The following is a 21,347-nucleotide window of genomic DNA, read 5'->3' as shown; positions in this document are numbered from 1 at the left end:
ACCAGCGGCAGGCCATCGACGAAGCCGCCCAACTCGTCGACCGGATCCCACCGCCACGAACACCGCCGCATGACCGATGCCGCCGGCATCACCAGACCAACCTCCGGAGGCCCCTATGACGCCCACGCCGCTGTCGGCACGCCCTGCCCCGGTTCACCGACTGCTCGACCCGGTCATCCGCAGAATCTTGGACCGGATCGACATCAGACCCGACCAGTCCGTGCTCGAAGTCGGTGCAGGTCCCGGGGAGATCACCGCCCACCTGGCGCACCTCGTCGGCGACCACGGGATCGTCACCGCCGTCGACACCGACACCAGCCGACTCAGCCCGACCAACGTCATCGACGTGCAACAGCGTGACCTGGACCGGGACGTCCTGCCCGACACATATGACAGATACGACCACGTCGTCGCCCGTCGCAGCACCCAGCCGCTACGCGACCCGGTGGACGTGTTGGAGCAGATGATCGCCCGACTGCGCCCCGGCGGCTGGCTGCTCCTCGCCGACATCCTGCCCTCCGCGCCGAAGGTGTACCGGGCGCCGGACGCCGTCGACGACCACCTGATCGCCGCCGTCATGAACCGGGTCCGCCGCGCCATCGCCGGCAGCGACGAGGCAGGCACGTGGACGAGCAACATCGAGTCCCTGCTGGTCAACCGGGGCATGACGCGGCACTGCGTCCACGTCGGCACCGAGACCTGGACCGGTACCCGGCCCGGTTGCCAGCTCCTCGCCGACATCGCCACCCACCTACGCCCCGAACTGGCCACCGAGTTCAGCGACAGTGATCTCGATCGGTTCGGTGCCCTCATGGCCGATCCGCGCGTGCTCCTGGCCTCCTACACGACCCGGGTCATCCACGCCCGCGAAGCCGACTGAGAACGCGATCACCATGACGACGCCGACCTACCCGCACCGCCGCCTCTTGCCGATGCTCCTCGGCGGCGGCGTTCTTCTGCTGGCCGCGTGCCAGCCCGACACCGCCGCAGCCCCGCGACCGGACACGACCAGCACACCCGCCGCAGCATCGCCCCCGACCAGCTCACCCGCCAGGGCAGCGGCAACCGACGTCGGGCTCACCGCAGGGCAGCGGCTGACCATCCTCGCCGACACCCTCGCCAGCACACCGGCCGACGCCACCACCGGCCTGCCCTACACCTACCTGCACCTGCAAACGTGGGCTCGGGCGACGAACAGGATCGTTCGCAGCGACGTCCGACGGTGGCGGCACGCGGACGGTTCCGGCCGTGAGGTCATGCGGCGGGCGCCGGACCTGGCGGGTGTGGAGCACCAGCCCCGACCCGGTGAGCGGTCCCTGTTCGATCACGCCGCCCCGACCACGCACCGCCACCGGGCGGGAGGTCTGCACCCGTACCTTTCCGAGCCGGTCCCGGCCGACCCGGCACGGTTGGCCAGGCTGTTGGTGCCAGCCGAGCTCGTCGGCGAGCCCGCCTACCCGAGACTGCTCGCCGGTGGTGTCATCGGCCTGGCCACCAGCCAACACCTCAGCCACGCCCAGCGGGCCACGGCACTACGTGTGCTCGCACGGATTCCCGGCATTACCTACGGCGGCCCGACAACGACCTCGCCGCACGCGCCGGTCTGGCGTTCCGTGTCACCGCCGAGGGGTCCACGACCGTGCTGGTCATCGACCCGAGCACGGGGGAGTTGCTCGCCGCGCACGAACGCGTCAGCGGCATCAAGCCGGGCCTGTTCTCGCACGTGCTCATCCTGACGCGAGGCCACACCACCGACACCGCCACACCACCCGCCGCCAGGTGAGGGGTGACGACCTGGCCAGCCGCCGCACCTGGACCCGAGCAGCAGGCGACGGCTGGTCTCCCGGCCGGCGGCAGCGGACCGCCCCCGTTGCGCTGCCGCCGGCCACCCACACCAGCACGCCGTCTCCCGGCGGACCGACGACAGAGAAGGAGAACGAGGTGGGGTACCGGATCCGGGCCGCCAGATGGACCGAAAGGGCTGAAGCCGCAAAGGTGATCGCCGAGGCGCTGTGTCCCAGCCCGCTCGCCGTGTGGTTGGTGCCCGACGACGCGCAGCGGGCCCGTGTCCTGGCCGCCGTCGCCGCGATATGGGTGGAGCACGCCATGTTTTACGGCGAGGTTCATCTCGTCGACGACTTCAGCGCCGTCAGCGTCTGCTTGCGCCGGTACGGTCCGCTGCCGCCTCCGGCCGACTACGCCGCGCGTCTCGCCGAGGCCGCCGGCCCACACGTCGACCGCTTCGTGACGCTGCATGATCTGCTCGCTGCCGCTCCGCCCGACGAGGCCCACCACCACCTCGCCTACCTCGCCGTCCGCCCACCGTTTCAAGGGACCGGGCGGGGCCAGGCACTGATGGCGGAGGTGCACAGCCGCATCGATCACCTGACCATGCCCTGCTGGACCGTCACGCTTGCGGCCGGGCAGCGCCTGCTCGCTCGCAATGGTTATGAGCCCGGCAACGCGATCACGGTCGCCGACGGCCTGGCCCTGTATCCGATGCGGCGCCGCGCGCAGCGTGACGCCACGACGCGGGCCGGTGCCACATTGACGTCGTCCACCGCGCCGTCCCGCGACGGCGTGTGACGGCCGTGAGGCTTCCGGAATCAGCGAGGTCGGAGTTGGCGGCTGGCCGTGTGATTCGTGTAGCGCATCTGATGGTGGTCATCGTGTTCGTGCATACGCCGATCTCGTTGATCATCGGCGGTGTCACCTATGTGGGGGCCGCCACCGCCCTGCATGTGGTGGCACCGGATCTTCCCGCGCCGGCACGCGGCGGCGTCGTCACGGCCGCCGTATTGATCGTCTGCGGCCTGGTGGGCTGGTACCTGCACGAGATCATGATGATCATCGCCCGACTGGCGACCGCAGCCCTGCGACTGACGAAGGGACTGAGGTGACGGGCGCACGGCTGGTCGAGCGGCTGCCAGCGCTTCGCGACTATCAGCGGGAGGCTGTCGAGGCGATCGTGCGAGGACAGTTTACCGGTGGTCGCGGCCAGTTCCGGGCGGCGTGCGGCACCGGAAAATCGCTGGTCGCGGTACACGCCGCCGCGCGGCTGTGCCCGGCCGGGCTGGTGGTCGTGGCGTGCCCGTCGCTGCCGCTGCTGGCGCAGACCCTGGCGGGGTGGGCCGCCGCCGGCATGGGGGCGCAGGTCCTCGCGGTGTGCAGCGACGACACCGTCGCCGACGCGGCGGTGCGGGTGGCGGACCTTCACTGTCCGGTCACCACCCGGCCGAGGGAGATCACCGACTGGGTGCGGCACACGCCGAGCACGCGCATGCGGCTGATCCTGGTCACGCATGCCTCTGCCGGTGTAGTGGGCGAAGGACTTCACAAAGCCGACACCGTCGCCGATCTGTTGGTCATCGATGAGGCGCACCACACGGCGGGATGGCCCGGCAAACATGTCGCGCTGGTGCACCGCGACGAGCACCTACCTGCCACACGGCGGCTGTACATGACCGCCACGCCACGGGTGCTGAGCGCACGACGCCGTGCCGGCCGCGACGGTGAAGACGTCCTGTCGATGGACGACATGGACGTGTTCGGGCCGGTCCACCACAGCTACCCGTTCGCGAAAGCGATCGCTGACGGCTGGCTCGACGACTACCGCATCCTGGCGATCGGCGTCACCACGGCAGAAGCGCTGGCGGCCCTGCGGCGGCTCGACCCCCACGCTGTCGTCCGGGCCGGTGCGGCGCCGCTGCGTACCGCGGTGGTGCAGAACGCCCTCATCCGTGCCGCCGCAGAGTTCGGTCTCCGTCGGGTGCTGGTGTTCACCCCACGGGTGGCGCAGTCCCAGGAGTTCTCCCGAACCCTGCCGGCCGCGGTGGCGTCCCTGCCGGAGCAGGATCGTCCCAAGGGCCGCCTGACGGTCGGACACGTCGACGGCACCCAGACGATGACGCAGCGGCAGCTTCACCTGGCCAACCTCGCCGGCCCTCCCGCCGACGGTTGGACGGTGATCTCCAACGCTCGGTGCTTGAGCGAGGGCGTCGACGTGCCCGCCGTCGACGCCGTGGTCTTCACCGCGCCGAAAGAGTCCGAGCCCGACGTCATCCAAGCCGTCGGCCGCGCCCTGCGCCGTAATCCTGCCGGATCCGGCATCGCCACCATCCTGCTACCGGTTCTCCTGCCCGACGACCCAGACGAGACCGCCGGTGACCTCGCCGGTGACCTCGCCGAGTGGACCACGCTGTTGCAGGTGCTGCGGGCGCTGCGCGCGCACGACAACGGCCTGGCCGCGGACCTCGACCTGCAACGCACGAACCTTGCGACCGGCGCTGCGGCGCTACCGCCGCGTCTGCTCGTCCGCCTACCCGAGGGCTACGCCTCCGAAGATCTGCTGCGCACGCTCACCGTGCGGGTGTTGGAGGAGACCACCTCGGAGTGGCTCGTCGGCTACGCCGCGCTGAAGGCGTTCCAGGCGGACCACGGACACCTGAAAGTTCCCGTCGACCACGTGCGCCACGGCGTGCGACTGGACCGCTGGGCCGCGCGCCAGCGAGCCGACTACCAGGCACAACGGCTTCCACAGGACCGGGTCCAGTCCTTGACCGAGATCGGCTTCGACTGGACACCCACGACGCGAGCCTGGGAGCGAGGCGTCGCTGCCGCCACCGCGTTCCACGCCGAACACGGCCACCTGGACGTCCCCACCGGACATGTGGTCGACGGACTCGACCTCGCCCTCTGGCTAGGGCAACAACGCGGCTATCACCGCAAGGGCACCCTCGCCGCCGAGCGGGTCGCCGCCCTCACCGACCTCGGGATCGACTGGACCGTCAAACGCCGCCCCTCCTACCAAGACGGCTTCACCGCCCTGCACCACTTCCACGCCACCCACGGCCACATCCGAGTCCCGTACGGCCAGCTCATCGACGGCATCAACCTCTACGACTGGCTCGGCGCCCGACGCACCGATTACCGACTCGGACGCCTCACCACCGACCGCATCCGCGCCCTGGAAGCACTCGGCATGCAGTGGTCCATCCGAGACGCCACCTGGGAACGCAACCTGATCACCGCCACCGCCTTCCATCAGCGCGAAGGACACCTGCACCCACCCCGAGGCCACCGCGAAGGCGACATCGACCTCTCCCGGTGGATCCACGCCCAACGCGCCGCACGACGCGACGGCACCCTCCCACAGGACAGGATCGCCGCCCTCGACGCGATCGACATGCACTGGGAGATACCCAGCGGCTGGACCGGCGTACAGCAGGTCACCGCGAGCCGAAGCAGCCGCTCGCACGGCGACACCCGCCCGACAGCACCTGGCGCGGCACCGTCACCTCCAGCCGACCTGGCCCCCCAAACAGTGCAGCCCACCGGATGAGAACGCCTCCTGAACCCGCTGTAACACCCCGCACGCCACGTTGGAGTAGCTATGACCCGCCTGGAGATCGCCCTCCTCAACTTCGAAGCCGGCGGCCTACGACCCGGTCAGGGACGGGACCTGCGACTGCTCATCGACGCGTTCCATACCGTCGAACACGCCCCCGCGTTGCTGCTGCTCAATGAGGCGAAGTACTGGAGGGAAAACGGGAGCCGACCCTTGCACCAGGCGGCCGAGCTGCTCGCCGACCGGTTCCACACCCGCTACGTCGGACTGCTCGGACACGACCCCGACAGCCCCATGCCGTCGGCGATCATCTACGACCCCACCGTGCTGACCCTCCGAAGCTGGCCCACCGCCGGCGACCCGCACCTGTTCCCCGACAAACGCAACATCGCGGTCTTCGCCGTCACCGACACCGCCGACGTCGACACCGACCGCGCCGAGTTCGCCGCGGCCATCACCCACTGGACACCCCACTGCGGCATCCGCCGCCGCCAACAAGCCGCACTCCTCGACCGCTACGGCACCACCCGCCGACCCGTCATCATCGGCGGGGACCTCAACTCCACCGCCAGCGGCGACCACCTCCCCCAACGAGACTGGACCGCCGCCGACTACCGCACCCGCGCCCAGAAAGGCCGACACCTACCCGACGGCACCTGGACCGCCGACACCGACGCCGTCGACCACCTCATCGGCCGCTGGAACCCCCACACCCGACACCGCGACGACGGATGCGGCTTCCACGCCCTCGCCGACCTCGCCTGGCAAACCAACCCGCACACCAAGCTGCTGCCCACCGTCAACGACAAAGACCACGTCGGCGGCGGCCTGCTCATCGACTGGCTCCTCGCCAACACCGCCATGCTCCCGCACGTCATCCCCGACAGCTACCACGTCCACCTACCCCACACCCACCCACACCCGTCCGACCACCGCCTCATCACCGCCACCCTGACATTCCCGACAGCACCGTCCGGCAAGGGCGGTTGACGATGATGGGGATCTCGGCACCAGCGGAATCGGAATCAGCGGCTGTCCATCTGATCCGTGTGGCGCGTCTGATCGCAGCCCTCGTGCTCTTCCACACGCCGATCTCGCTGATCGCAGGCGCGGTCACTTACGTGGTGACCGCCACCGCCCTGCGTGCGGTGGCACCGGATCTCCCCACGTCGGCACGCCGGTAACGCGATGACGCAACCCTGACTGTGGGTTGTTTGCCGGACACCGGCGGACTTCATTGACGCCTACGGTGATGGCAACTCCTCAGAGGAGTTTAATGTTCGTCTCGTAGAAGGGAACGCGCTTCAAGGCCCCGCGAAGATTGATAGAGGCCAGTGCGATTAATGATAGGCGTCGTCGCGCGCTAAGGCATCAACCGCCTGCGGCGAGTCACCTCCTCACGTGTTGGTCGCATCTCGGCAGCGTCTACCGACACCACTCACGCTCGGCCGGCGTGCCACACCCATCGCGGCCCCCGTCGTCGCCGAACCTCGTGCTCTCCCTCGGTCGTTGGCACCCGCGAGCCGCGCTGTGCCTCCAAGAAGGCGCTGGACCGCGACTGGGCGCGGATGGCCGCGCCGCTGATCGACGGAGTCGTCCGCCAGTCGAATGCAGGTCACCCCCTCCCGGACATCGCCTGCCAGGCTGACGTGGGGTCACCATTCACTTACTGGAAGCCAGAGTGCTTGGCAGGTTAAGGAGTAGTTTCCGGAAGGCTCGACCGGTCAATACGAGTCCAGCCGAGTCCATCTGGTTGACGCGGCAAGCGTCACTCGGGATATCGTGTCCCTACGTTCGTAGGATCACCCTGCTCGAGAGGAATGCGCGTACCGTGGCGAAGCAGATAATTCAGAAGCTGATCGATGATCTGGACGGCGGAGACGCCGAGGAGACCATCAAGTTCGCTCTCGATGGCGTGCAGTACGAGATTGACCTGTCGAGCAGCAACGCCGGCAAGCTGCGCGAACTGTTCGCTCCCTATGTCGCCCATGGCACGAAGGTCGGCCGAGGCGGAGTGGTAGTCGGTGGCCGCGCTGCTCGCGGCCACGGCACGGCCAGCACCGACCGCGAGCAGAACAAAGCGATCCGGGCATGGGCCAAGAAGGCCGGCAAGGACATCTCCGATCGAGGACGAATCCCGCAGGAAATCGTCGACGATTACCACGCGAAGGCCGGCAGGTAAAGGCACACACGCCGACCCTGCGCGCACCTCGCCGCACCGTAGTCGTGGTCCCGTGACAGCGGCGTCGACCTGCGCCACACCTGGGCCACCACGCTAGTTATGCCCACACAAGATTCACTGGGCGACGTTCGATGTCGCGGCGTCGGTCGGCGTCGCGTTCATGGATGACGTGTGCCACGTGCGGATGTCCCGCGTTGCCAGCTTGTAGGCGTGAACGTAGTAGTCACGCACGCCGGGATCATCCTTCAAGAAGCAGCCGGAAGAGGACACCGCTGGCGGCTTCGCTTCCCGGACGTTGTGTTCCGTCGGCGGGCGTCTCTAGGCTGCCACCGTCGGGTGGTAGGCACGAGGCGTTCGAGCGGGGTGATGAGGCGATGCCACTGACCGACACCATCGGCGCCGACTTGCAGGCGATGACCGCAGGTGTAGACCGGTCCCAGCAGGAGACCGCGGCGGTCGACCGCGCCATTGAGCAGATCGCCGCTCGCGCGGTGGCCTCTGGCTTCATCGGTATCACGGCCGGCCTCGGGCGGGTACGAGAGGTGCTCGGGCAAGCCCGATCCCGGTTGAACGAGGCATCGGGCGTCCTGAGTGAGGCATCGCGGTCCGTAGGTTCCGTGGCGCAACAACCGTCGCCACAGGAGACCATCGCCGCGCTCACCCCAGTGGTCGCGGCGTTGAATACGGTGGATGGCAGCGTGGCCGCTGCGGCATCCGCGGTCGACGAGGCGCGGCGGCTCACCATGGCGGCGCTGCAGGGCGGTCAGCCCGGTCCGACGCTGGCGCGTCTGCAGCAGGTGATGCAGGTCCTGGCTGCCGTCCGTACTCGCAGGACTGAGGCCCAAGGCCGGGTCGACGCGGCGCTGGCGCAGGCTCGGCAGGTCGGTGAGCTGGGAAACTGACCACGGGCGGTGGTAGCGACCTCAGCCCACCGCCCACCCCACAAGACGCCGCCACGAGTGCGACCGAAGATGCCCCATCCGCGCGGCTGCCCGAGTGGCTGACGGACGCCGCCCGGGACCTGCCTCGGCGGCAGGCGAAGGATCCGACCTCCGGTGTGGCGCTGATCAATGGGCAGCGGATAGCCATGAAGTCTGGCCGTGACCCGGCTGCCGCCGTCGACCTCAAACCGGCGTATCAGCTCATCGCTACCACGACCGATCATCTGGAGGCCAAGCTCGCGGCCCGGATGCGCCGCGACCACCTCGCCCGGGCGGCCGTGGTGACGAACAACCCGCCCTGTGACTACACCCCCTACGGCTGCGAGAAGATCCTCTCCCGGCTACTGCCAGCCGGCGCGCAGATGGACGTGTACGTACGCGACGATGACGGGCAGGTACGCCACTGGCGCACCTACACCGGCAACGGAAAGGCGATCGCATGAAGGTGACCTGGACCTACGACCGGGGCGACCACCGCGACAACCACGAAACCGACCTGACCGACGCCGATGCCCTGGAAGCACTCCTACGCGAGATCCACCAAGCCGGTGAGCCTGTCGTCGTCACGATCTTCAGCGACATCACCGACGACCCCGACGACCTGCCACCCGGCCTGCAGATCGGCCTCGGCCACCGCACCCACGCCTTCGTGGTCTACATCGCCGACGACGGCGGCTACCTCAACGACCCCACAGTGCTGCCACCTGACCAGGAACTCCGATACGACCTCGGTGGGGTACCCACCGAGTACCCCACCGAGCATCTCCGGCTGCGACCAGACACGGCCATACAGGTAGCAGGCACCTTCCTCAAGACCGGCGGAACACCACCACACCTGCCCTGTCCTGAGTAGCCGCGGCGAGATCGGGTGGGGTGGCTGGCGGCAGGGGCACTGAGGGCAGTCCGCTGACGCCGGCCGGGAGACCGACCGTCTCCTGTCTTTCGGATCCAGGGATTTGGCGCCCTTCGGGCACCTTCACGCCTCCGTTCTTCGGAATTCGCGAACTCCTGCGAATGTGGTTGCCGCTCCTGCAAGGAACTGTAGCGAGCCGGAGATCAGCGAATACCAGTCGTCACCACGAGTGAGAGCCAAAGCCGATCCTGTAAACCAGAGGAGCGCGAGAATCAGAAAGCCGCAGCCGATCAGCCTTCGTCGGTTCCGCATCAGAAGACCACCCTCGCTGTCTGTGAAGTGGACGGCCACGTCCACCCGCGATCGGTGGCGGCCGAACCTCGTCGAGGCCGTCGAGTCACGTCTGCAAGATCCGCGATCTTGTGGAGGTGGAGGCTCCCAGCGTGGTCGACAGTCATCCCTCTCGCTTCACGAGTGCGCGCGCGACCAGAGCAAAGACTCCGGGCAGGACGGCAGGAATGAGTCCCATCAAGCCGGTGGCCAACAGGATCCACTGGGTCGCGCGGTGTCGTCCGTGGCTGTAAGCGACCGTCGCCCCTGCGGCTAGCACACTGACCATCAACAACCACACCAGCAAGACTTCGTCGAAACGATGGGGCAGTGCCTGCCCCCGCACCTCGCTGAACTCTTCCAGCGCTCCGATGGTCGCTAATGCTGACAAGCCGGATAAACCAGTCAACGAAATCGTCAATAGCCGACGCGAGGTGTGGACCGCCATTCTCGCCCTCCTCGGCGACGGCTTGAACTCGGCGCTGCCAGTACACCAGCCGGGGCCCGCGTGGATCATCCACCGTCCGCACGAGGATGTCGGCAGATGCCACGCGGACTCCGTCTGACCCGTCACGTGCACCGCCCACAAGCGGCGAGCGCCCCGCTATCCGTCGGGGATCTCGGTGAGTGGGTTTCAGCAGCGGACGGCGCTGTCGCTGACCGCGTCATGCGGCGGTACGGTGTCCGCCCTCCGCCTCGCGGTCGCCGACGCGGTTGCGTCGGCGGGGGATGAGTTTGGTGGTGGCTTCGGCGGTGGAGTGTTTGAGTTCCTGGAGGACGCTGGTGTAGGTGTCGGCGGTCAGTTTGTAGCTGGCGTGTCCGAGGGTGTCTTGGATCTCCTTGATGCCGGCTCCGGCGGCGAGCATCAGGGTGGCGGCGGTGTGTCGCAGGTCGTGGAACCGGATGGGTGGGAGTCCGGCGTTGGTGACGTGCCGGTCGAAGCGGGTGGTGATCAGTTCGGGGTGCCATGGGCGTCCGTCGCGGCGGACGAAGAAGACGTCGCTGTGATGCCACCGCTCTCCGGCGGAGAGTTTCCAAGCGGCGCGCCGGGTGAGGTACTCGTGTAGCCCCGCCACCGTGTCCTTGGCCAGCGGCACCACCCGGTCACCGGCGGCGGACTTCACCGCCTTCTCGATGACCTTGTAGCCGACGCTGGTGCGTTGGTCGACGATGGTCAACTCGTTGGCGGTCAGGTCGACGTCGTAGTCGTGGAGCCCGGCGAGTTCACCGCGGCGAGGTCCGCGATGTACGGCGAGGTCGAACAGGGCGGACAGTTCGAGGTCGTGGGCGTCGACGTAGTCGAGGAACTCGCCGACCTGCTGTGGGGTCCACACCATCACCGGGCTGGGACGTCGGCCGGTGTGACGCCACCGGTTCACCGCGGAGGCGGTCCAGAGTCGCGGCTTGGGTGGGGCACCGGAGCGCAGGATCACCGACTCTGCCGGGTTGTGGTCGACGAGCCTGTGCCGGTAGAGGCGACGGGCGTCGTTGAGTGCCTTGCGGAGGGTGGCCAGGATGCGGTGCATGCTCGCCGGTCCGACCGTCCGCACCCCCTTGACGCTGTCCCGCACAGACTGCAGCGTGCTTTGGCGGGCGGTGAGGATCTCGGCGTTGCGGGCCTCGATGCCGGCGAACACCGACTGGATGTGCCCGGCGGTGAGGGTGTGCAGCGGTACGTCGCCGAGCTTGGGGATCCAGTACTTGTTGAGGTGGTCGCGGTAGCTGCGCAGGGTGGCCGGTGCGAGGCCGGTGACGTCGGTGATCCAGGTGGTGAGGTAGACGCCGAGGGTCAACGGCGTACCGGCGGTGGGCGCGCCCGCATCGCCGCTTGCTGGGGTGGTGTGGAGGTCGCGGGCGAGGGTGTCGCGGTCGGGAAGCGGTTCACCGTGCCGGAGACGGTGCAGCAGGTCGGCGACGTGGCGGCGCAGGAGTCTGTCGGTGCCGCCGAGGTCGAGCAGCGCCTGCGCGCGGTCGCGTTCGGTGGCGGCGGCGTTGCGGCTGTCGAACCCGGCCCGCCGTAACTGCCGTCTGGCCCCGGTGGCGTCGGGTGGGAGTTCGAGTTGGTACGCCCACATGCCGTGGTGGGGGTTCCATCCGTTGCCGCGGCGCAGCTTGGGGCACTTCACGCCGAGGCGCTTGCCGTTGTGGCGGCAGCCGCAGCGTTTGGTGATGGATCCATCGGCCATCGGAACAAGGTCTCCTTCGTGCCGACGCCCGGGCGGGCATCGGATTGTCGGGTGTCGTTGGATGGTGATCAACGCTCGGTCGCGGGGACGGGTCAAGTCACCTGCGGTGGGCGGTCGAGGTCGGTGGCGGTGAGGACGGCGATGATGGCCGGCACGGACACCCGGTAGCGGGAGCCGATCTTCATGACCGGTATCGGCAGCCTGTTGGACCGGGCCAGTTGGTAGGAGCTGGACCGCGAAAGACCGAAGATGGCGCCCGCGGTGGCGACGTCGGTGGTCGTGCCGAGCGCGCGGACCTTATCGAGGCTCCACGCGCCACTGCCCGACGCCGCTGTCGAGGTCGAGGGTCGGTCGGATGACATCACTACTCCTTGAACGGCGGTGGGGAATCGGAATGGCGCGGGGCCGCCCCCGTGCACGGGGGCGGCCCCGAGGGGTTCGTGGGGCTGCTGCGGAATCGACGTCGTCGGCGCCGTCCGTGCGACGCCTCCCGCACGGACGAGTGGAGGCGGGTCGCTAGTCGGGGGCGTGCCACCGTTGGCGGCCGATGTGGGCGGTGCCGTGATCGGTGCGAGGTCGGCTCGGTCGGGACCAGCCCGGTGCCGATGGGCGAGTGGCGAGGACGCGCCATCCGGCGGCCCGCAGGCTGGCTCCGGACTCGCCGTCCTGCGTGTAGGTGATCAGGCGGCGGTAGCCGAGTGCTCGGGCCGCCCGCCACGCTGCGGCGTACAGCAGCGAGTTCGCGTTGCGGGTGCCGTCGGTGGCGACCCTGGTCACCTCAAGCGTCTGGCCGTCGTCGAGCATCCGTGCCACCGGACGCCCGACGACGGCGACGCCGACCAGGACGCCGTCCTGGTCGGCGGCCCCGATGCTGAACTTGTGGCCACGCGGCGGCCGGTGATGCCGATGCCAGTCCTCGACGAATCTGCAGGCTTGGGCGAAGGAGACCGGCACGGTTCGTAGGCGGCTCACCCGCCGTCCTCGCTCGACGTGTCTCCAGGCAGATGCGGGGCGAGTCGGTGCAGCGCCTCGTCGTGGAACGCGGGGCTGATGTCGACGCCCAGGTACCGGCGGCCGAGGTGCAGTGCGGCGAGACCGGTGGTGCCGGCGCCGGAGAACGGGTCCAGGACCACACCGCCGGGCGGGCAGCCGGCCGCGATCGCTCGCAGCGGTAGGTCGATCGGGAACGGCGCCACATGCGATCCCCGGTAGGGGCGGGTCGCGATCCGCCACACGTCGCCTGGGTTGCGTCCCTTCGGATGGGCGGCGGTGTGGGCGTGGCCGAGCGGAACGAGGTTTCCCCGCCCGGCCCGAGGCTCGACCCCGACCTCCTCCGCGCCGTACTTACCGGCGCCGTAGGCGGTGGTACCGCGACGGCGTGCGGTCGCCCCGATCCCGCCGGTGCGGCCCTTGCGGGACCCGCCGATGATCCGGGTCCCGTCAGCGGCCTGCGGTCTGGCAAGCGGGATCCGGATCGGGTCGAGGTCGAAGTAGTAGGAGTGGGATCTGGTGAGCAGGAACAACAGTTCGTAGCTGGCGGACAGGCGGTCGCGGACGGACTCGGGCATCGGGTTGCTCTTGGCCCAGATGACCGCGTTGCGCAGCCACCACCCGCGCGACTGCAGGGCGAAAGCGACCCGCCAGGGCACCCCGACCAGATTCTTCGGAGGGAGCATGTCCTGGACGCGCGGCCTGGCGGGTCGCAACCCGCCGGGTTGCGGCCGGCCTCCCTTCGGTGCGCCGCCTGCGGCGCTGCTGTAGCAGTCGCCGAGGTTGACCCAACAGGTCCCTGTCGGTGTGAGGACTCGTTTGGCCTGCTCGAAGACCGCGACGAGGTTGTCGAGGTAGTCGTCCAGGGTGGCTTCGAGTCCGTACTGCGGGTCGACCCACCGGGCGCGGCAGGCCGGGCAGGTGATGCCGTCGGTGCGGCGGGTCCGGCCGAGCGGGTGCTGGCAGGCCGGGTCACCGCCGCTCCAGGCGCCGGTGCCGTAGTCGCGCAACCCCCAGAACGGCGGGCTGGTGACGACGCAGTCGACGCTGGCCTCGGGCATCGCGGCGAGCACCTGGCGGGCGTCTCCGAGATACAGCGCGACCGGGCCGACGCGCCGATACCGGTAGTCGTCCAGAGTCCTGGGATCGGTCATGTCGGTACCGCCCACCGGTGTGGGCACAGCAGCAGTCGCAACGCGACGGCCGCCTGTTGGGGGACTACGCCGTTGCCGAGGACCCGCAGCGCGGCGGTGCGCGGCACCGCGAGCGTCGGGTCGGTCACGTGGCCGATGTCCAGGCCCATCAGCCATTCCACGAACGGCGGCGCGAGGACCGGTTTGCCGTGCCGTCCCGGTTGGGTCGGCGCGGGCGCCGGGCGGCCGAGCAGCAGCTCCCATCGGGCCACCGCCGCGGCGTACACACCCCACCGGTCGGCGTCGGGCCGGCCCAGCCCGGCCACGGTGGTGCGTAGGTCCGCTCCACCGTCACCGTGCCTGCCGGGCCCGTGCGCGTCGGAGGCACGCGGCGTGGGCAGCGTCCGGACCGGAACCCGCACGGCCGCCGAGGGCAGAGTGAGGTCACCGTGCGACCCGCGTTGCCCAGGGCAGCCCTTGACGCCGTCGGTCGCCCTGGGTGTGGGCAGCAGCACCTGCGACAACGGTGGCCGCCACCCGGTGCCGGCCCGCCGGCCGGGAGTGCCGGTGTCGCTGGCCCGCGGCGTCGGCAGCAGCTTCGAGGCGACGCCGGACAGGGACGGCCGGCGGGCCGCCCCCGCCGATGGGGACATGTTCGACCCGTAGCCGACCGCGCTCGGTGTCGGTAGCAGGCCGTGGCGGGTGCCGGTCGGCTCCACCAGGTCCGGCAGACCGTAGGGGTGGCCGGGGCCCTTACCGTCACGGGCACAGGGTGTCGGCAACGTCGGCACCTCCTCCCCGCGGTGGGGCGGGAGCGGCCAGCAGGAACAGCCGGTCGCGTCGGTGGGCGGCACCGACGTCGGATGCGCGTAGGCATAGCCAGCTCGTGTCGTACCCGATCGTGGCCAGGTCACGGTGGACGACGTCGAGTCCTCGCCGCAGGAGGGCGGCGACGTTCTCCACGAACAGCAGCCGAGGTCGAAGGACGCGAACGGCGTCGGCGACGTGGTTCCAGACGCTGGAGTGTGCGCCGGTGATGCCGGCGCGTCGGCCGGCGTTGCTGATGTCCTGTCGCTCCAATGTCATTGTGGTGGTGCCGTCTTCGTTGACGGTGGCCGGTGAGGCGGCGGTGGGCTGACTCGTTTCCGTGCTGTCACCGCGACGACAACCGATGACAGGGAGCGACCCGTGTGTTCTTCGAGAATGGGAGGCGCGGTGGCGGGTTGGCTCCTTCCCTCAGGTCGCTTTCGTGGTTGACGTGGTCTTGTCATGTCGCCCGTCGCCGCTTCGCTGAGGGCCGGTGTGACTTCATTGAAGCGTGACACCCCGCACTGGGGTTCTTGATTGAGGCATGTCCGCCGGTCGACCCCTGATTCGAGAGGAGAACGGAGATGGATGCGAAGGTCGTGATCGGGCTCGATCCACACAAGGATGTTCTGGTCGCTGTCGCCGTGGATGGCAACGGCCGGCAGCTCGACGTGAAGGATGCGATTGCGAGGCCGCGCGGATACCGGGCGCTGCTGGTCTGGTCGAGGAAGCTAGGACCTCACCGCTGGGCGGTGGAGGACGTGCGTCATGTCGCCGGCGGGCTGGTGCGGTTCTTACTCGCCGAAGACGAGCATGTCGTGTGGGTGCCGACGCATATGAGCGCCGACCACCGGCGTCGGGTGCGTGCGGTTGGGAAGTCCGACCCGATCGACGCCCTCGCCTGCGCCCGCGCCGCGTTGGCTGAGGACCTACCGGTTGCGGTGCCCGAGACGGATGTGCGGGAGATCAAGATGCTCCTTGATCACCGCGAGGACCTGGTGGGTGAGATGGTGCGGATGTGCTGCCGGCTGCGGTGGCATCTGCACGACATCGACCCGGACTTCGCCGCGACGATCCCGGCCCGCAAACTGCACCGGCCGAAGTGGAACGCGCTCGTGACCGCGTTCCTGCGGGAGCGCGAGGGTAGTGTCGCGGTCTCGATCTGTCTGGACCTGATAGAGCGGATCAAGGATCTCGGCGACCGCGCCGGACGCCTGGAACGTGAACTGGAAGAACGGGTCAAGGTTGAGGCCCCGCAACTGCTGGAGCTGCCGGGTTGCGGGCCGATGTCGGCGGCGCGGATCGTTGCTGAGACGGGTGACCCCGCGAGGTTCAAGTCAGCGGCAGCGTTCGCGATGTTCACCGGCTGCGCTCCGATACCGGCGTCCTCGGGAAACAGCCAACGCGTCAGGCTCAACAGAGGTGGCAACCGGCGAATGAACGCCGCGATCCACCGGATCGCGATCACTCAGAAGCGCATGCACCCACCCGCGCAGGACTACCTCGCCGCCCGTCGAACGCTCGGTAACCCGAACACCGAGGCGATCCGCGCACTCAAGCGCCACCTTGCCAGGCGAGTGTTCACCCTGCTACGGAATCGTGACGCAGCCACAACAGCGATCAGGCCAGTCGCTGGCCTTGCTGCCTGAATCATCTGGACGTCCCGACGCGGGCTTGGCCGCAGCTCGGTGGACGGCAGCGTCTCTAGACGACGTCGAACATCAGCGACTCGATCCGTCCGTCACCGGGCGTCGGGCGGAAACTGATCACCTCGAGTAGCTTGTCGAGGTCCGAAGCGACAACTCTGGTCTGCTCGAACTCAGGCTCTTCGCCGTGCACGATTGCGCCATCTCGTCGGACGGCAAGATAGCCGTAGTGCCCTCGGGCCGACAGCAGGATCGGGAAATGTTCGGTCCAGAAGTCGGCGACCGCGGCTCGCTCTTCATCGGTCGACGCTGCATCCAGACTGATCGTCTCGAACTCATTCCACGCGAATTCGTCTGTCGTCGTGCCTGCGTAGTCGTCTGTGGAGAGAAACCACGTTGCTTCGTCAGCGCTCGACAGCCGAGAGAAGGACGAGACCCATGAAGCGACGGAGCTGTGTGCTCGTCCGAGTGCGGCAGGGGCGAGCCATGCTCCCGCAGGCGCCGGGGAGAACAGCCAGCCTGCGGATTGTAGGCTACCGATCGCCGACGCACGCAAATCCATAGCCACCAGGCTAACGAAGTGCATCGAGACACGAACGTGCCGAGCACCCTTGATGTCGGAAGGCGCCCTCGGCCGACATCGCGGCGCTCGAACTTGACATTGAGGCGCTCGAACTTGACATTGAGGCACGGGAATCCGGCGGTGAGGATGTCGACCGCCTCGACCCGGGTCCAGTCGACGGTGCGGATGTCGCCGAGGTTGGCGACCTCGGGCCAGTGATGGGCCAGGACGGTGGCGGCGTGCCGGTCGGTCTCGGCGTACCAGGCGAGCTGGCCGCCGAGCACCAGCTCGACGGCCAGGTCGAGCCCGCCGTACCCGCTGCACAGGGATCCGATTCGTGGGGAGGTGGTCTGCGCACCGCTCACGCCACCTCCCCGAGCCCGTGGCCGGTCGTCGTCGCGTCGTGGGGGCAGGTCCACGGCCCGCAGCCCGGCGTGTCCCCTGGCCGGGTGCGTGGGCGCAGGATTACCTGGTCGAGCGGCACCCGCTGCCGGTGCAGGAAGAACTGCCCGCGCAGCGGATGCCCGTCCGCGTTGGCCCGGGCGGAGCCGTCGCGGATGGCGTGGTCGAAGGCGACCGCGTCGGCCCACTCCTGCGGGCTGTGCTCACGCAGCGCGAACCAGAAGGCGTCGTCGTGAAACGGGCACCCCACACACGACGACTTCGGGGTGTCGGCGAGACCGTGCCGGGCCAGGAAACGCAGGCAGTCGGTTCGTCGCCAGCCCAGGTCGAGCAGCGGGAAGACGTTACGCATGTAGCCGACGTCGGCGTCGCGGGCGCGGTGGACCTCGTCGACCGAGATACCGATGGCCATCTCGGCGACGACTCCGGCGGGCACCCGTCGGGGATGGGGATGACCGAGACGGCGCCGCACTTCTGCCTTGATCGGTTTGATCTTGTATTCGGAGGTGCACTGCCGTCGGGCCATTCCCCGCTCGCCGTTGCGGCCGAGCGTGAACAGGGGCATGCTCGCGAACCGGTGTGCGGGGTCGAGGGCGTCGGCGCGGATGTCGCCGGTGCCGACGCGTACGACGTCGATGCCTGCCTGGGCGGCGATGCTGCTCAGGCGGTGCAGGTGCCGGTAGACCGATCGTGGTTCCCACCGGGTGTCGGCGAAGATCGCCGCGTCGAATCGGGGAATCGTCCCGTGGACGGCCAGCAGCAGGAGCGTGGTGCTCTGTACCCCGGCGCCGAGGGACAGGAAACGGTAGGCGGGTGCGGTCACTGCACCACCCCGGTCCCGTCCTCGGCGGCCTTGGTGAAGATCAGGACGTCTTCGTGGGCGATGAGGTGCATCGGTGTTCCGCCGGCCCTGGCCCTGCGGACCTGTTGGAGTTGGAAGAACGACGGTCGGGCGACGAGGTGCCCGTCGCGGACGGCGGCGAGCAGGGCGACGCACCGTTCGGTCGGGACGAGCCCGGCGCGGATACCGGCGGCGATGACGGCGCTGGGCAGGTCGACCAGCTCGCCGCGTTTACGCCAGGGTCGGGCGGTCACCACGACGACCCCGCCGGGGCGGAGCAGGGTGTGGCAGCCGGCCAGGATGCGGGTGAATCCGTCGGCGAGGCCGGTCAGGTCGCGGTAGGCGAGGTTGCCGCGGTCGTGGCCGTCGTTGTACCGGTCGTCGTACTTGACGACCCCGTGCTCGCCGGGCCGCACGAGGCCGTGCACGGTCGGTCCGTAGGGCGGGGAGGTGACCACGAGCGCCACCTGCCCGGTCAGCGCGGCCGGGACGAGGGCGGTGAGGCGGGTGGCGTCGCCGCGGATGACCGAGGCCCGTCCGGTGGCGCCGTGGTCGTGGGCGTGGCGGATGTTGGCGTCGGCGATGTTCGACCAGCGCGGCTCGTACTCGATGCCGAAGGCGTCGCGGCCGGCGTGGACGGCTTCGACGAGGGTGGTGCCGATGCCGCACATGGGGTCCAGGACCAGGTCGCCGGGTCGGGTGTAGGCGTCGACGGCGTGGGCGGCGATCGCGGGCAGCATCCGGGCCGGGTGCTTGACCGACTCCGGCACGTACCGGCCGCGTCGTTGAACGGGGCCGGTGGCCTGGGCGGTGACCCAGACCGACAGGCCGTCCGGGTCGGCGCGGTGGCGTCCCTCGTACTCGCGGTGCCCGCCGTAGTCGTTCCCGCCCACGACGGGGTCGTGCTGGCTGGAGGGCGGCGTGGTGGTGTCAGGCACGGCCGTCACCTCCAACGCGGGCTCGCCGGGATCGCGGTTCGGCGGCACGGTCGGGGTGGGGGGTGAAGACGAGCAGGTCGGCGTGGACCCGCAGGTGCGCGACCTGCCACCGCGCGGTGTCGTGGGCGAGGGTGAGCAGTTCCTCGTCGGTGACGTGGTAGACGAACTGGTCGCCGTCGGTGTCGGCCTCGACCGCGACGATGTGCTGCAGGTAGCCGAGGCCGGCGGCGGCCGCGGCGGCCACCAGCGGACCGAAGTCCTCCGGCGTGGGCTGCGTCCCGGCGGGCACACCGACGACGAGGACGAGGCAGCCCCCGGGGCGCAGCAGCCGCGCGCAGGCCGCGAGGAGCCAGGCGAGGCGGACCCGCGCGGTGGTGTCCGCTGTGTGGAGCGGCCAGCACGCGACCACCAGGCTGGTCGCCGCGTCCCGCCGACCGTCGTCCGGCGGCGTGAGGGAGTCGGTGCCGGGGCGGTCGAGGTCGGTGAGGTCGTCGCCGAACCACGCGCCGAGCTCAGGCGGGTCCTCGCCTCCGTCGGTGTCCGGCATCGGCGTGCCGGTGACCGGGGTGGTCCCCGATGCCGGGGGCGGCTCGGTGGTGGTGGGGCCGATGATCAGGCTGGAGCTGTCGGTGAACCAGGCCCGGTGGTGGCGGCGACCGCCCGTGGCGCAGATCGCGGTGAGGGCGTGGTCGTTGGTGAGGTCGACGACCGCCTCGCCGGGCCGGCTGTAGGCGGCGACGAGGCGGTACGCGAGACGGGTGGGCAGGCTGGTGTGGGCGTCGGCGTCGGTTCGGGCCGTGCGCCAGACCGTGATCGGGACCGGCGGGTCGCCGGCGATCAGGTCGATGAGGGTGGGGTCGACCGGCGGCTGGTGGCCGGTCTGAGGGTGCGGCGGGTGCTGGCTCATGTGGATGTCGGCTCCGCGCCGCGCCGTGAAGCGCTGACACCCCCGAACCGCGCCTTGTGAGCCGTGACGAACACTTGCTCCGCTCGCAGGCACTCACAGCCGCCGACCGGACGTCGGGCATGCCCCGGGTGGGGTTGGCGCCCGTCGTCGACGCCACGCCGAACGCCCGCCCGATGCATACCGTCGGGCACCGCGAGGTCGTGACCGCATGCGGGGACCAGCCGGCCCGCTCACAGCGCCGCCACGGTGAGACCGCTCGTGGGCGACGTGGCCGACGGGGCTCACGGCGGTGGCCAGCGCGGTGAGACACCTCGTGCTGTCACAGGCCCTGCTGTCACAGGCCTTGGCACAGCCGCCGGTCTCGGGCGTAGTGACAGCCGCCTGTGAGTGTCACAGGTCGCGCCGGTGACAGGGGTGCGCAGAGGGGGTGTGCGCTGACAGAGGCGCTGTGAGCGGACCCGGCTGTCACCGGCGTCCGTCAGGACCGGCGCGGTGAGCGCCGCCGCCATGACCTCGCCGACCAGGGGACCGCGGTGACACGGGCACCGCGACGCGGGCGCTCTCACAGGGACTGTCACGGTGTCACAGGGCAGGTCAGCCGCCCTGTCCTGTGAAGTGACCCCTATCGGCCGGACACCTCGATGTCTGTCAGGGACTTTCGGTGGATCTTCTCGTAGGTGTCGGGGCTGACGTTACCCAGTCGGCTGTGTCGGCGGCGTGGGTTGTAGAAGCCTTCGATGTAGGAGAAGACCTCCATTTCCAGTTCGTGTCGGCTGGGCCAGGCGCGGGTGTAGACCAGTTCGGTCTTGAGGGTGGCGAAGAACGTCTCGGCCATGGCGTTGTCGTAGCAGTCGGCGACCGAGCCCATCGAGGCCAGGACGCCGCAGGAGCGCAGGGTCCGCCCGAACTCGAACGACGTGTACTGCGCCCCCCGATCCGAGTGATGGATGAGCTGGTCACGGGCGGGGCGGCGATGTTGGATGGCCATGCCGACCGCGTCGAGGATCAGTTCGGTGCGCAGGTGATCGGCCATGGCCCATCCGACGACCCGGCGGGAGTAGGCGTCGACGACGACGGCGAGGTAGAGGAACCCTTCCCAGGTGCGTAGGTAGGAGATGTCGGCGACCCACAGCCGGTTCGGTGCGGTGGCAGTGAACTGCCGCTGGACCAGGTCCGGTGCGGTGGCTGTGGACGCGGCCTTGCGGCGGGGCTTGCCGCGCCGCCGGCGGTGGGCGCCCTCGATACCGGCCAGCCGCATCAGTCGGGCCACCGCCTTGCGGTT

The 21,347-nt window shown here is 69.5% G+C and carries 23 protein-coding genes and 1 pseudogene; 11 read left to right on the top strand and 13 right to left on the bottom strand.

Translation table 11 applies throughout. The features are described 5' to 3' along the window. Nucleotides 1-76 precede the first annotated feature (76 nt). The 10 genes from ACIBMZ_RS23755 (at nt 77) to ACIBMZ_RS23710 (ending at nt 9,323) form a co-directional block, all read left to right on the top strand. On the top strand, nt 77-880 hold the full coding sequence (locus tag ACIBMZ_RS23755; RefSeq protein ID WP_396697276.1) for a class I SAM-dependent methyltransferase: 804 nt from the start codon (nt 77-79) through the stop codon (nt 878-880). 759 nt (nt 881-1,639) lie between these two features. Beyond that, nucleotides 1,640-1,783 (top strand): hypothetical protein, encoded by a 144-nt coding sequence (locus ACIBMZ_RS23750; RefSeq protein ID WP_396697274.1) that lies wholly within the window; start codon nt 1,640-1,642, stop codon nt 1,781-1,783. A gap of 158 nt (nt 1,784-1,941) precedes the next feature. Next, on the top strand, nt 1,942-2,586 hold the full coding sequence (locus tag ACIBMZ_RS23745) for a GNAT family N-acetyltransferase (protein ID WP_396697272.1): 645 nt from the start codon (nt 1,942-1,944) through the stop codon (nt 2,584-2,586). A gap of 71 nt (nt 2,587-2,657) precedes the next feature. Further along, nucleotides 2,658-2,900, top strand: a complete 243-nt coding sequence (locus ACIBMZ_RS23740; protein WP_396697270.1) for a hypothetical protein — start codon at nt 2,658-2,660, stop codon at nt 2,898-2,900. Continuing rightward, nucleotides 2,897-5,341: a Helicase associated domain protein gene (locus ACIBMZ_RS23735; RefSeq protein ID WP_396697268.1), complete on the top strand. Its 2,445-nt coding sequence runs from the start codon at nt 2,897-2,899 to the stop codon at nt 5,339-5,341. Before ACIBMZ_RS23740 ends, ACIBMZ_RS23735 begins: the two co-directional genes overlap by 4 nt. 51 nt (nt 5,342-5,392) lie before the next feature. Beyond that, nucleotides 5,393-6,337, top strand: a complete 945-nt coding sequence (locus ACIBMZ_RS23730) for an endonuclease/exonuclease/phosphatase family protein (RefSeq protein ID WP_396697266.1) — start codon at nt 5,393-5,395, stop codon at nt 6,335-6,337. An 841-nt stretch (nt 6,338-7,178) separates the two neighbouring features. Continuing rightward, entirely contained in the window at nt 7,179-7,529 is a 351-nt protein-coding gene (locus ACIBMZ_RS23725) for an Lsr2 family protein (RefSeq protein ID WP_357219091.1), read from the top strand. Between the two features lie 374 nt (nt 7,530-7,903). Beyond that, a complete protein-coding gene (locus tag ACIBMZ_RS23720) occupies nt 7,904-8,431 on the top strand; it encodes a DUF6244 family protein (protein WP_396697264.1) in 528 nt (175 codons plus the stop codon). Beyond that, entirely contained in the window at nt 8,428-8,913 is a 486-nt protein-coding gene (locus ACIBMZ_RS23715) for a DddA-like double-stranded DNA deaminase toxin (protein ID WP_396697506.1), read from the top strand. The genes ACIBMZ_RS23720 and ACIBMZ_RS23715 overlap by 4 nt, the downstream gene beginning before the upstream one ends. Next, nucleotides 8,910-9,323, top strand: coding sequence for an Imm1 family immunity protein (locus tag ACIBMZ_RS23710; RefSeq protein WP_396697262.1), 414 nt, complete (start codon nt 8,910-8,912; stop codon nt 9,321-9,323). Before ACIBMZ_RS23715 ends, ACIBMZ_RS23710 begins: the two co-directional genes overlap by 4 nt. 454 nt (nt 9,324-9,777) lie before the next feature. On the opposite strand, the gene ACIBMZ_RS23705 is transcribed toward ACIBMZ_RS23710, so the two are convergent. The 7 genes from ACIBMZ_RS23705 to ACIBMZ_RS23675 form a co-directional block, all read right to left on the bottom strand. Further along, complete coding sequence (locus ACIBMZ_RS23705; RefSeq protein ID WP_396697260.1) at nt 9,778-10,101, bottom strand: hypothetical protein; 324 nt, start codon at nt 10,099-10,101, stop codon at nt 9,778-9,780. A gap of 217 nt (nt 10,102-10,318) precedes the next feature. Further along, nucleotides 10,319-11,839, bottom strand: a complete 1,521-nt coding sequence (locus ACIBMZ_RS23700) for a tyrosine-type recombinase/integrase (RefSeq protein WP_396697258.1) — start codon at nt 11,837-11,839, stop codon at nt 10,319-10,321. A 92-nt stretch (nt 11,840-11,931) separates the two neighbouring features. Then, the gene (locus ACIBMZ_RS23695; RefSeq protein WP_396697256.1) at nt 11,932-12,201 is read right to left on the bottom strand and encodes a DNA-binding protein; all 270 of its coding nucleotides are present in this window, start codon (nt 12,199-12,201) and stop codon (nt 11,932-11,934) included. 154 nt (nt 12,202-12,355) lie between these two features. Then, on the bottom strand, nt 12,356-12,811 hold the full coding sequence (locus ACIBMZ_RS23690) for an XF1762 family protein (protein ID WP_396697254.1): 456 nt from the start codon (nt 12,809-12,811) through the stop codon (nt 12,356-12,358). Further along, nucleotides 12,808-13,983 (bottom strand): DNA-methyltransferase, encoded by a 1,176-nt coding sequence (locus tag ACIBMZ_RS23685; RefSeq protein ID WP_396697252.1) that lies wholly within the window; start codon nt 13,981-13,983, stop codon nt 12,808-12,810. Before ACIBMZ_RS23685 ends, ACIBMZ_RS23690 begins: the two co-directional genes overlap by 4 nt. Next, nucleotides 13,980-14,753: a hypothetical protein gene (locus ACIBMZ_RS23680; RefSeq protein WP_396697250.1), complete on the bottom strand. Its 774-nt coding sequence runs from the start codon at nt 14,751-14,753 to the stop codon at nt 13,980-13,982. Before ACIBMZ_RS23680 ends, ACIBMZ_RS23685 begins: the two co-directional genes overlap by 4 nt. Continuing rightward, complete coding sequence (locus ACIBMZ_RS23675; protein ID WP_396697248.1) at nt 14,722-15,048, bottom strand: DNA cytosine methyltransferase; 327 nt, start codon at nt 15,046-15,048, stop codon at nt 14,722-14,724. Before ACIBMZ_RS23675 ends, ACIBMZ_RS23680 begins: the two co-directional genes overlap by 32 nt. Before the next feature lie 305 nt (nt 15,049-15,353). Here ACIBMZ_RS23675 and ACIBMZ_RS23670 point away from each other — a divergent pair, with 305 nt between their 5' ends. Continuing rightward, nucleotides 15,354-16,418: an IS110 family transposase gene (locus tag ACIBMZ_RS23670; protein ID WP_396697246.1), complete on the top strand. Its 1,065-nt coding sequence runs from the start codon at nt 15,354-15,356 to the stop codon at nt 16,416-16,418. Between the two features lie 55 nt (nt 16,419-16,473). On the opposite strand, the gene ACIBMZ_RS23665 is transcribed toward ACIBMZ_RS23670, so the two are convergent. The 6 genes and pseudogenes from ACIBMZ_RS23665 to ACIBMZ_RS23640 form a co-directional block, all read right to left on the bottom strand. Beyond that, a complete protein-coding gene (locus ACIBMZ_RS23665) occupies nt 16,474-16,977 on the bottom strand; it encodes a hypothetical protein (RefSeq protein ID WP_396697532.1) in 504 nt (167 codons plus the stop codon). A gap of 137 nt (nt 16,978-17,114) precedes the next feature. Continuing rightward, a pseudogene (locus ACIBMZ_RS23660) lies at nt 17,115-17,342 on the bottom strand (DNA cytosine methyltransferase); the annotation flags it as partial. After that, the gene (locus ACIBMZ_RS23655; protein ID WP_396697244.1) at nt 17,339-18,202 is read right to left on the bottom strand and encodes a hypothetical protein; all 864 of its coding nucleotides are present in this window, start codon (nt 18,200-18,202) and stop codon (nt 17,339-17,341) included. The gene ACIBMZ_RS23655 and the pseudogene ACIBMZ_RS23660, both read right to left, overlap by 4 nt. Then, entirely contained in the window at nt 18,199-19,113 is a 915-nt protein-coding gene (locus ACIBMZ_RS23650; RefSeq protein WP_396697504.1) for a TRM11 family SAM-dependent methyltransferase, read from the bottom strand. Before ACIBMZ_RS23650 ends, ACIBMZ_RS23655 begins: the two co-directional genes overlap by 4 nt. A gap of 37 nt (nt 19,114-19,150) precedes the next feature. Beyond that, on the bottom strand, nt 19,151-20,065 hold the full coding sequence (locus tag ACIBMZ_RS23645) for a hypothetical protein (RefSeq protein WP_396697242.1): 915 nt from the start codon (nt 20,063-20,065) through the stop codon (nt 19,151-19,153). Nucleotides 20,066-20,687: 622 nt separating this feature from the next. Then, the coding region (locus ACIBMZ_RS23640; protein WP_396697240.1) for an IS3 family transposase at nt 20,688-21,347 on the bottom strand (660 nt) is incomplete at its 5' end.

Origin of the sequence: Micromonospora sp. NPDC049900 (genome assembly GCF_044461025.1) — a bacterium.
Taxonomy (GTDB): Bacteria; Actinomycetota; Actinomycetes; order Mycobacteriales; family Micromonosporaceae; genus Micromonospora.
Note: the sequence above shows the minus strand (reverse complement) of the source record. Positions and strands in the feature narration are given on the sequence as shown.

Excerpts from the sequence above, each read along its gene's own strand:
- ACIBMZ_RS23755 (WP_396697276.1), top strand. The coding sequence starts at position 77 with ATGCCGCCGGCATCACCAGACCAACCTCCGGAGGCCCCTATGACGCCC.
- ACIBMZ_RS23740 (WP_396697270.1), top strand. The coding sequence starts at position 2,658 with ATGGTGGTCATCGTGTTCGTGCATACGCCGATCTCGTTGATCATCGGC.
- ACIBMZ_RS23730 (WP_396697266.1), top strand. The coding sequence starts at position 5,393 with ATGACCCGCCTGGAGATCGCCCTCCTCAACTTCGAAGCCGGCGGCCTA.
- ACIBMZ_RS23720 (WP_396697264.1), top strand. The coding sequence starts at position 7,904 with ATGCCACTGACCGACACCATCGGCGCCGACTTGCAGGCGATGACCGCA.
- ACIBMZ_RS23710 (WP_396697262.1), top strand. The coding sequence starts at position 8,910 with ATGAAGGTGACCTGGACCTACGACCGGGGCGACCACCGCGACAACCAC.
- ACIBMZ_RS23705 (WP_396697260.1), bottom strand. The coding sequence starts at position 10,101 with ATGGCGGTCCACACCTCGCGTCGGCTATTGACGATTTCGTTGACTGGT.
- ACIBMZ_RS23700 (WP_396697258.1), bottom strand. The coding sequence starts at position 11,839 with ATGGCCGATGGATCCATCACCAAACGCTGCGGCTGCCGCCACAACGGC.
- ACIBMZ_RS23695 (WP_396697256.1), bottom strand. The coding sequence starts at position 12,201 with ATGTCATCCGACCGACCCTCGACCTCGACAGCGGCGTCGGGCAGTGGC.
- ACIBMZ_RS23685 (WP_396697252.1), bottom strand. The coding sequence starts at position 13,983 with ATGACCGATCCCAGGACTCTGGACGACTACCGGTATCGGCGCGTCGGC.
- ACIBMZ_RS23675 (WP_396697248.1), bottom strand. The coding sequence starts at position 15,048 with ATGACATTGGAGCGACAGGACATCAGCAACGCCGGCCGACGCGCCGGC.
- ACIBMZ_RS23670 (WP_396697246.1), top strand. The coding sequence starts at position 15,354 with ATGGATGCGAAGGTCGTGATCGGGCTCGATCCACACAAGGATGTTCTG.
- ACIBMZ_RS23665 (WP_396697532.1), bottom strand. The coding sequence starts at position 16,977 with ATGGATTTGCGTGCGTCGGCGATCGGTAGCCTACAATCCGCAGGCTGG.
- ACIBMZ_RS23645 (WP_396697242.1), bottom strand. The coding sequence starts at position 20,065 with ATGAGCCAGCACCCGCCGCACCCTCAGACCGGCCACCAGCCGCCGGTC.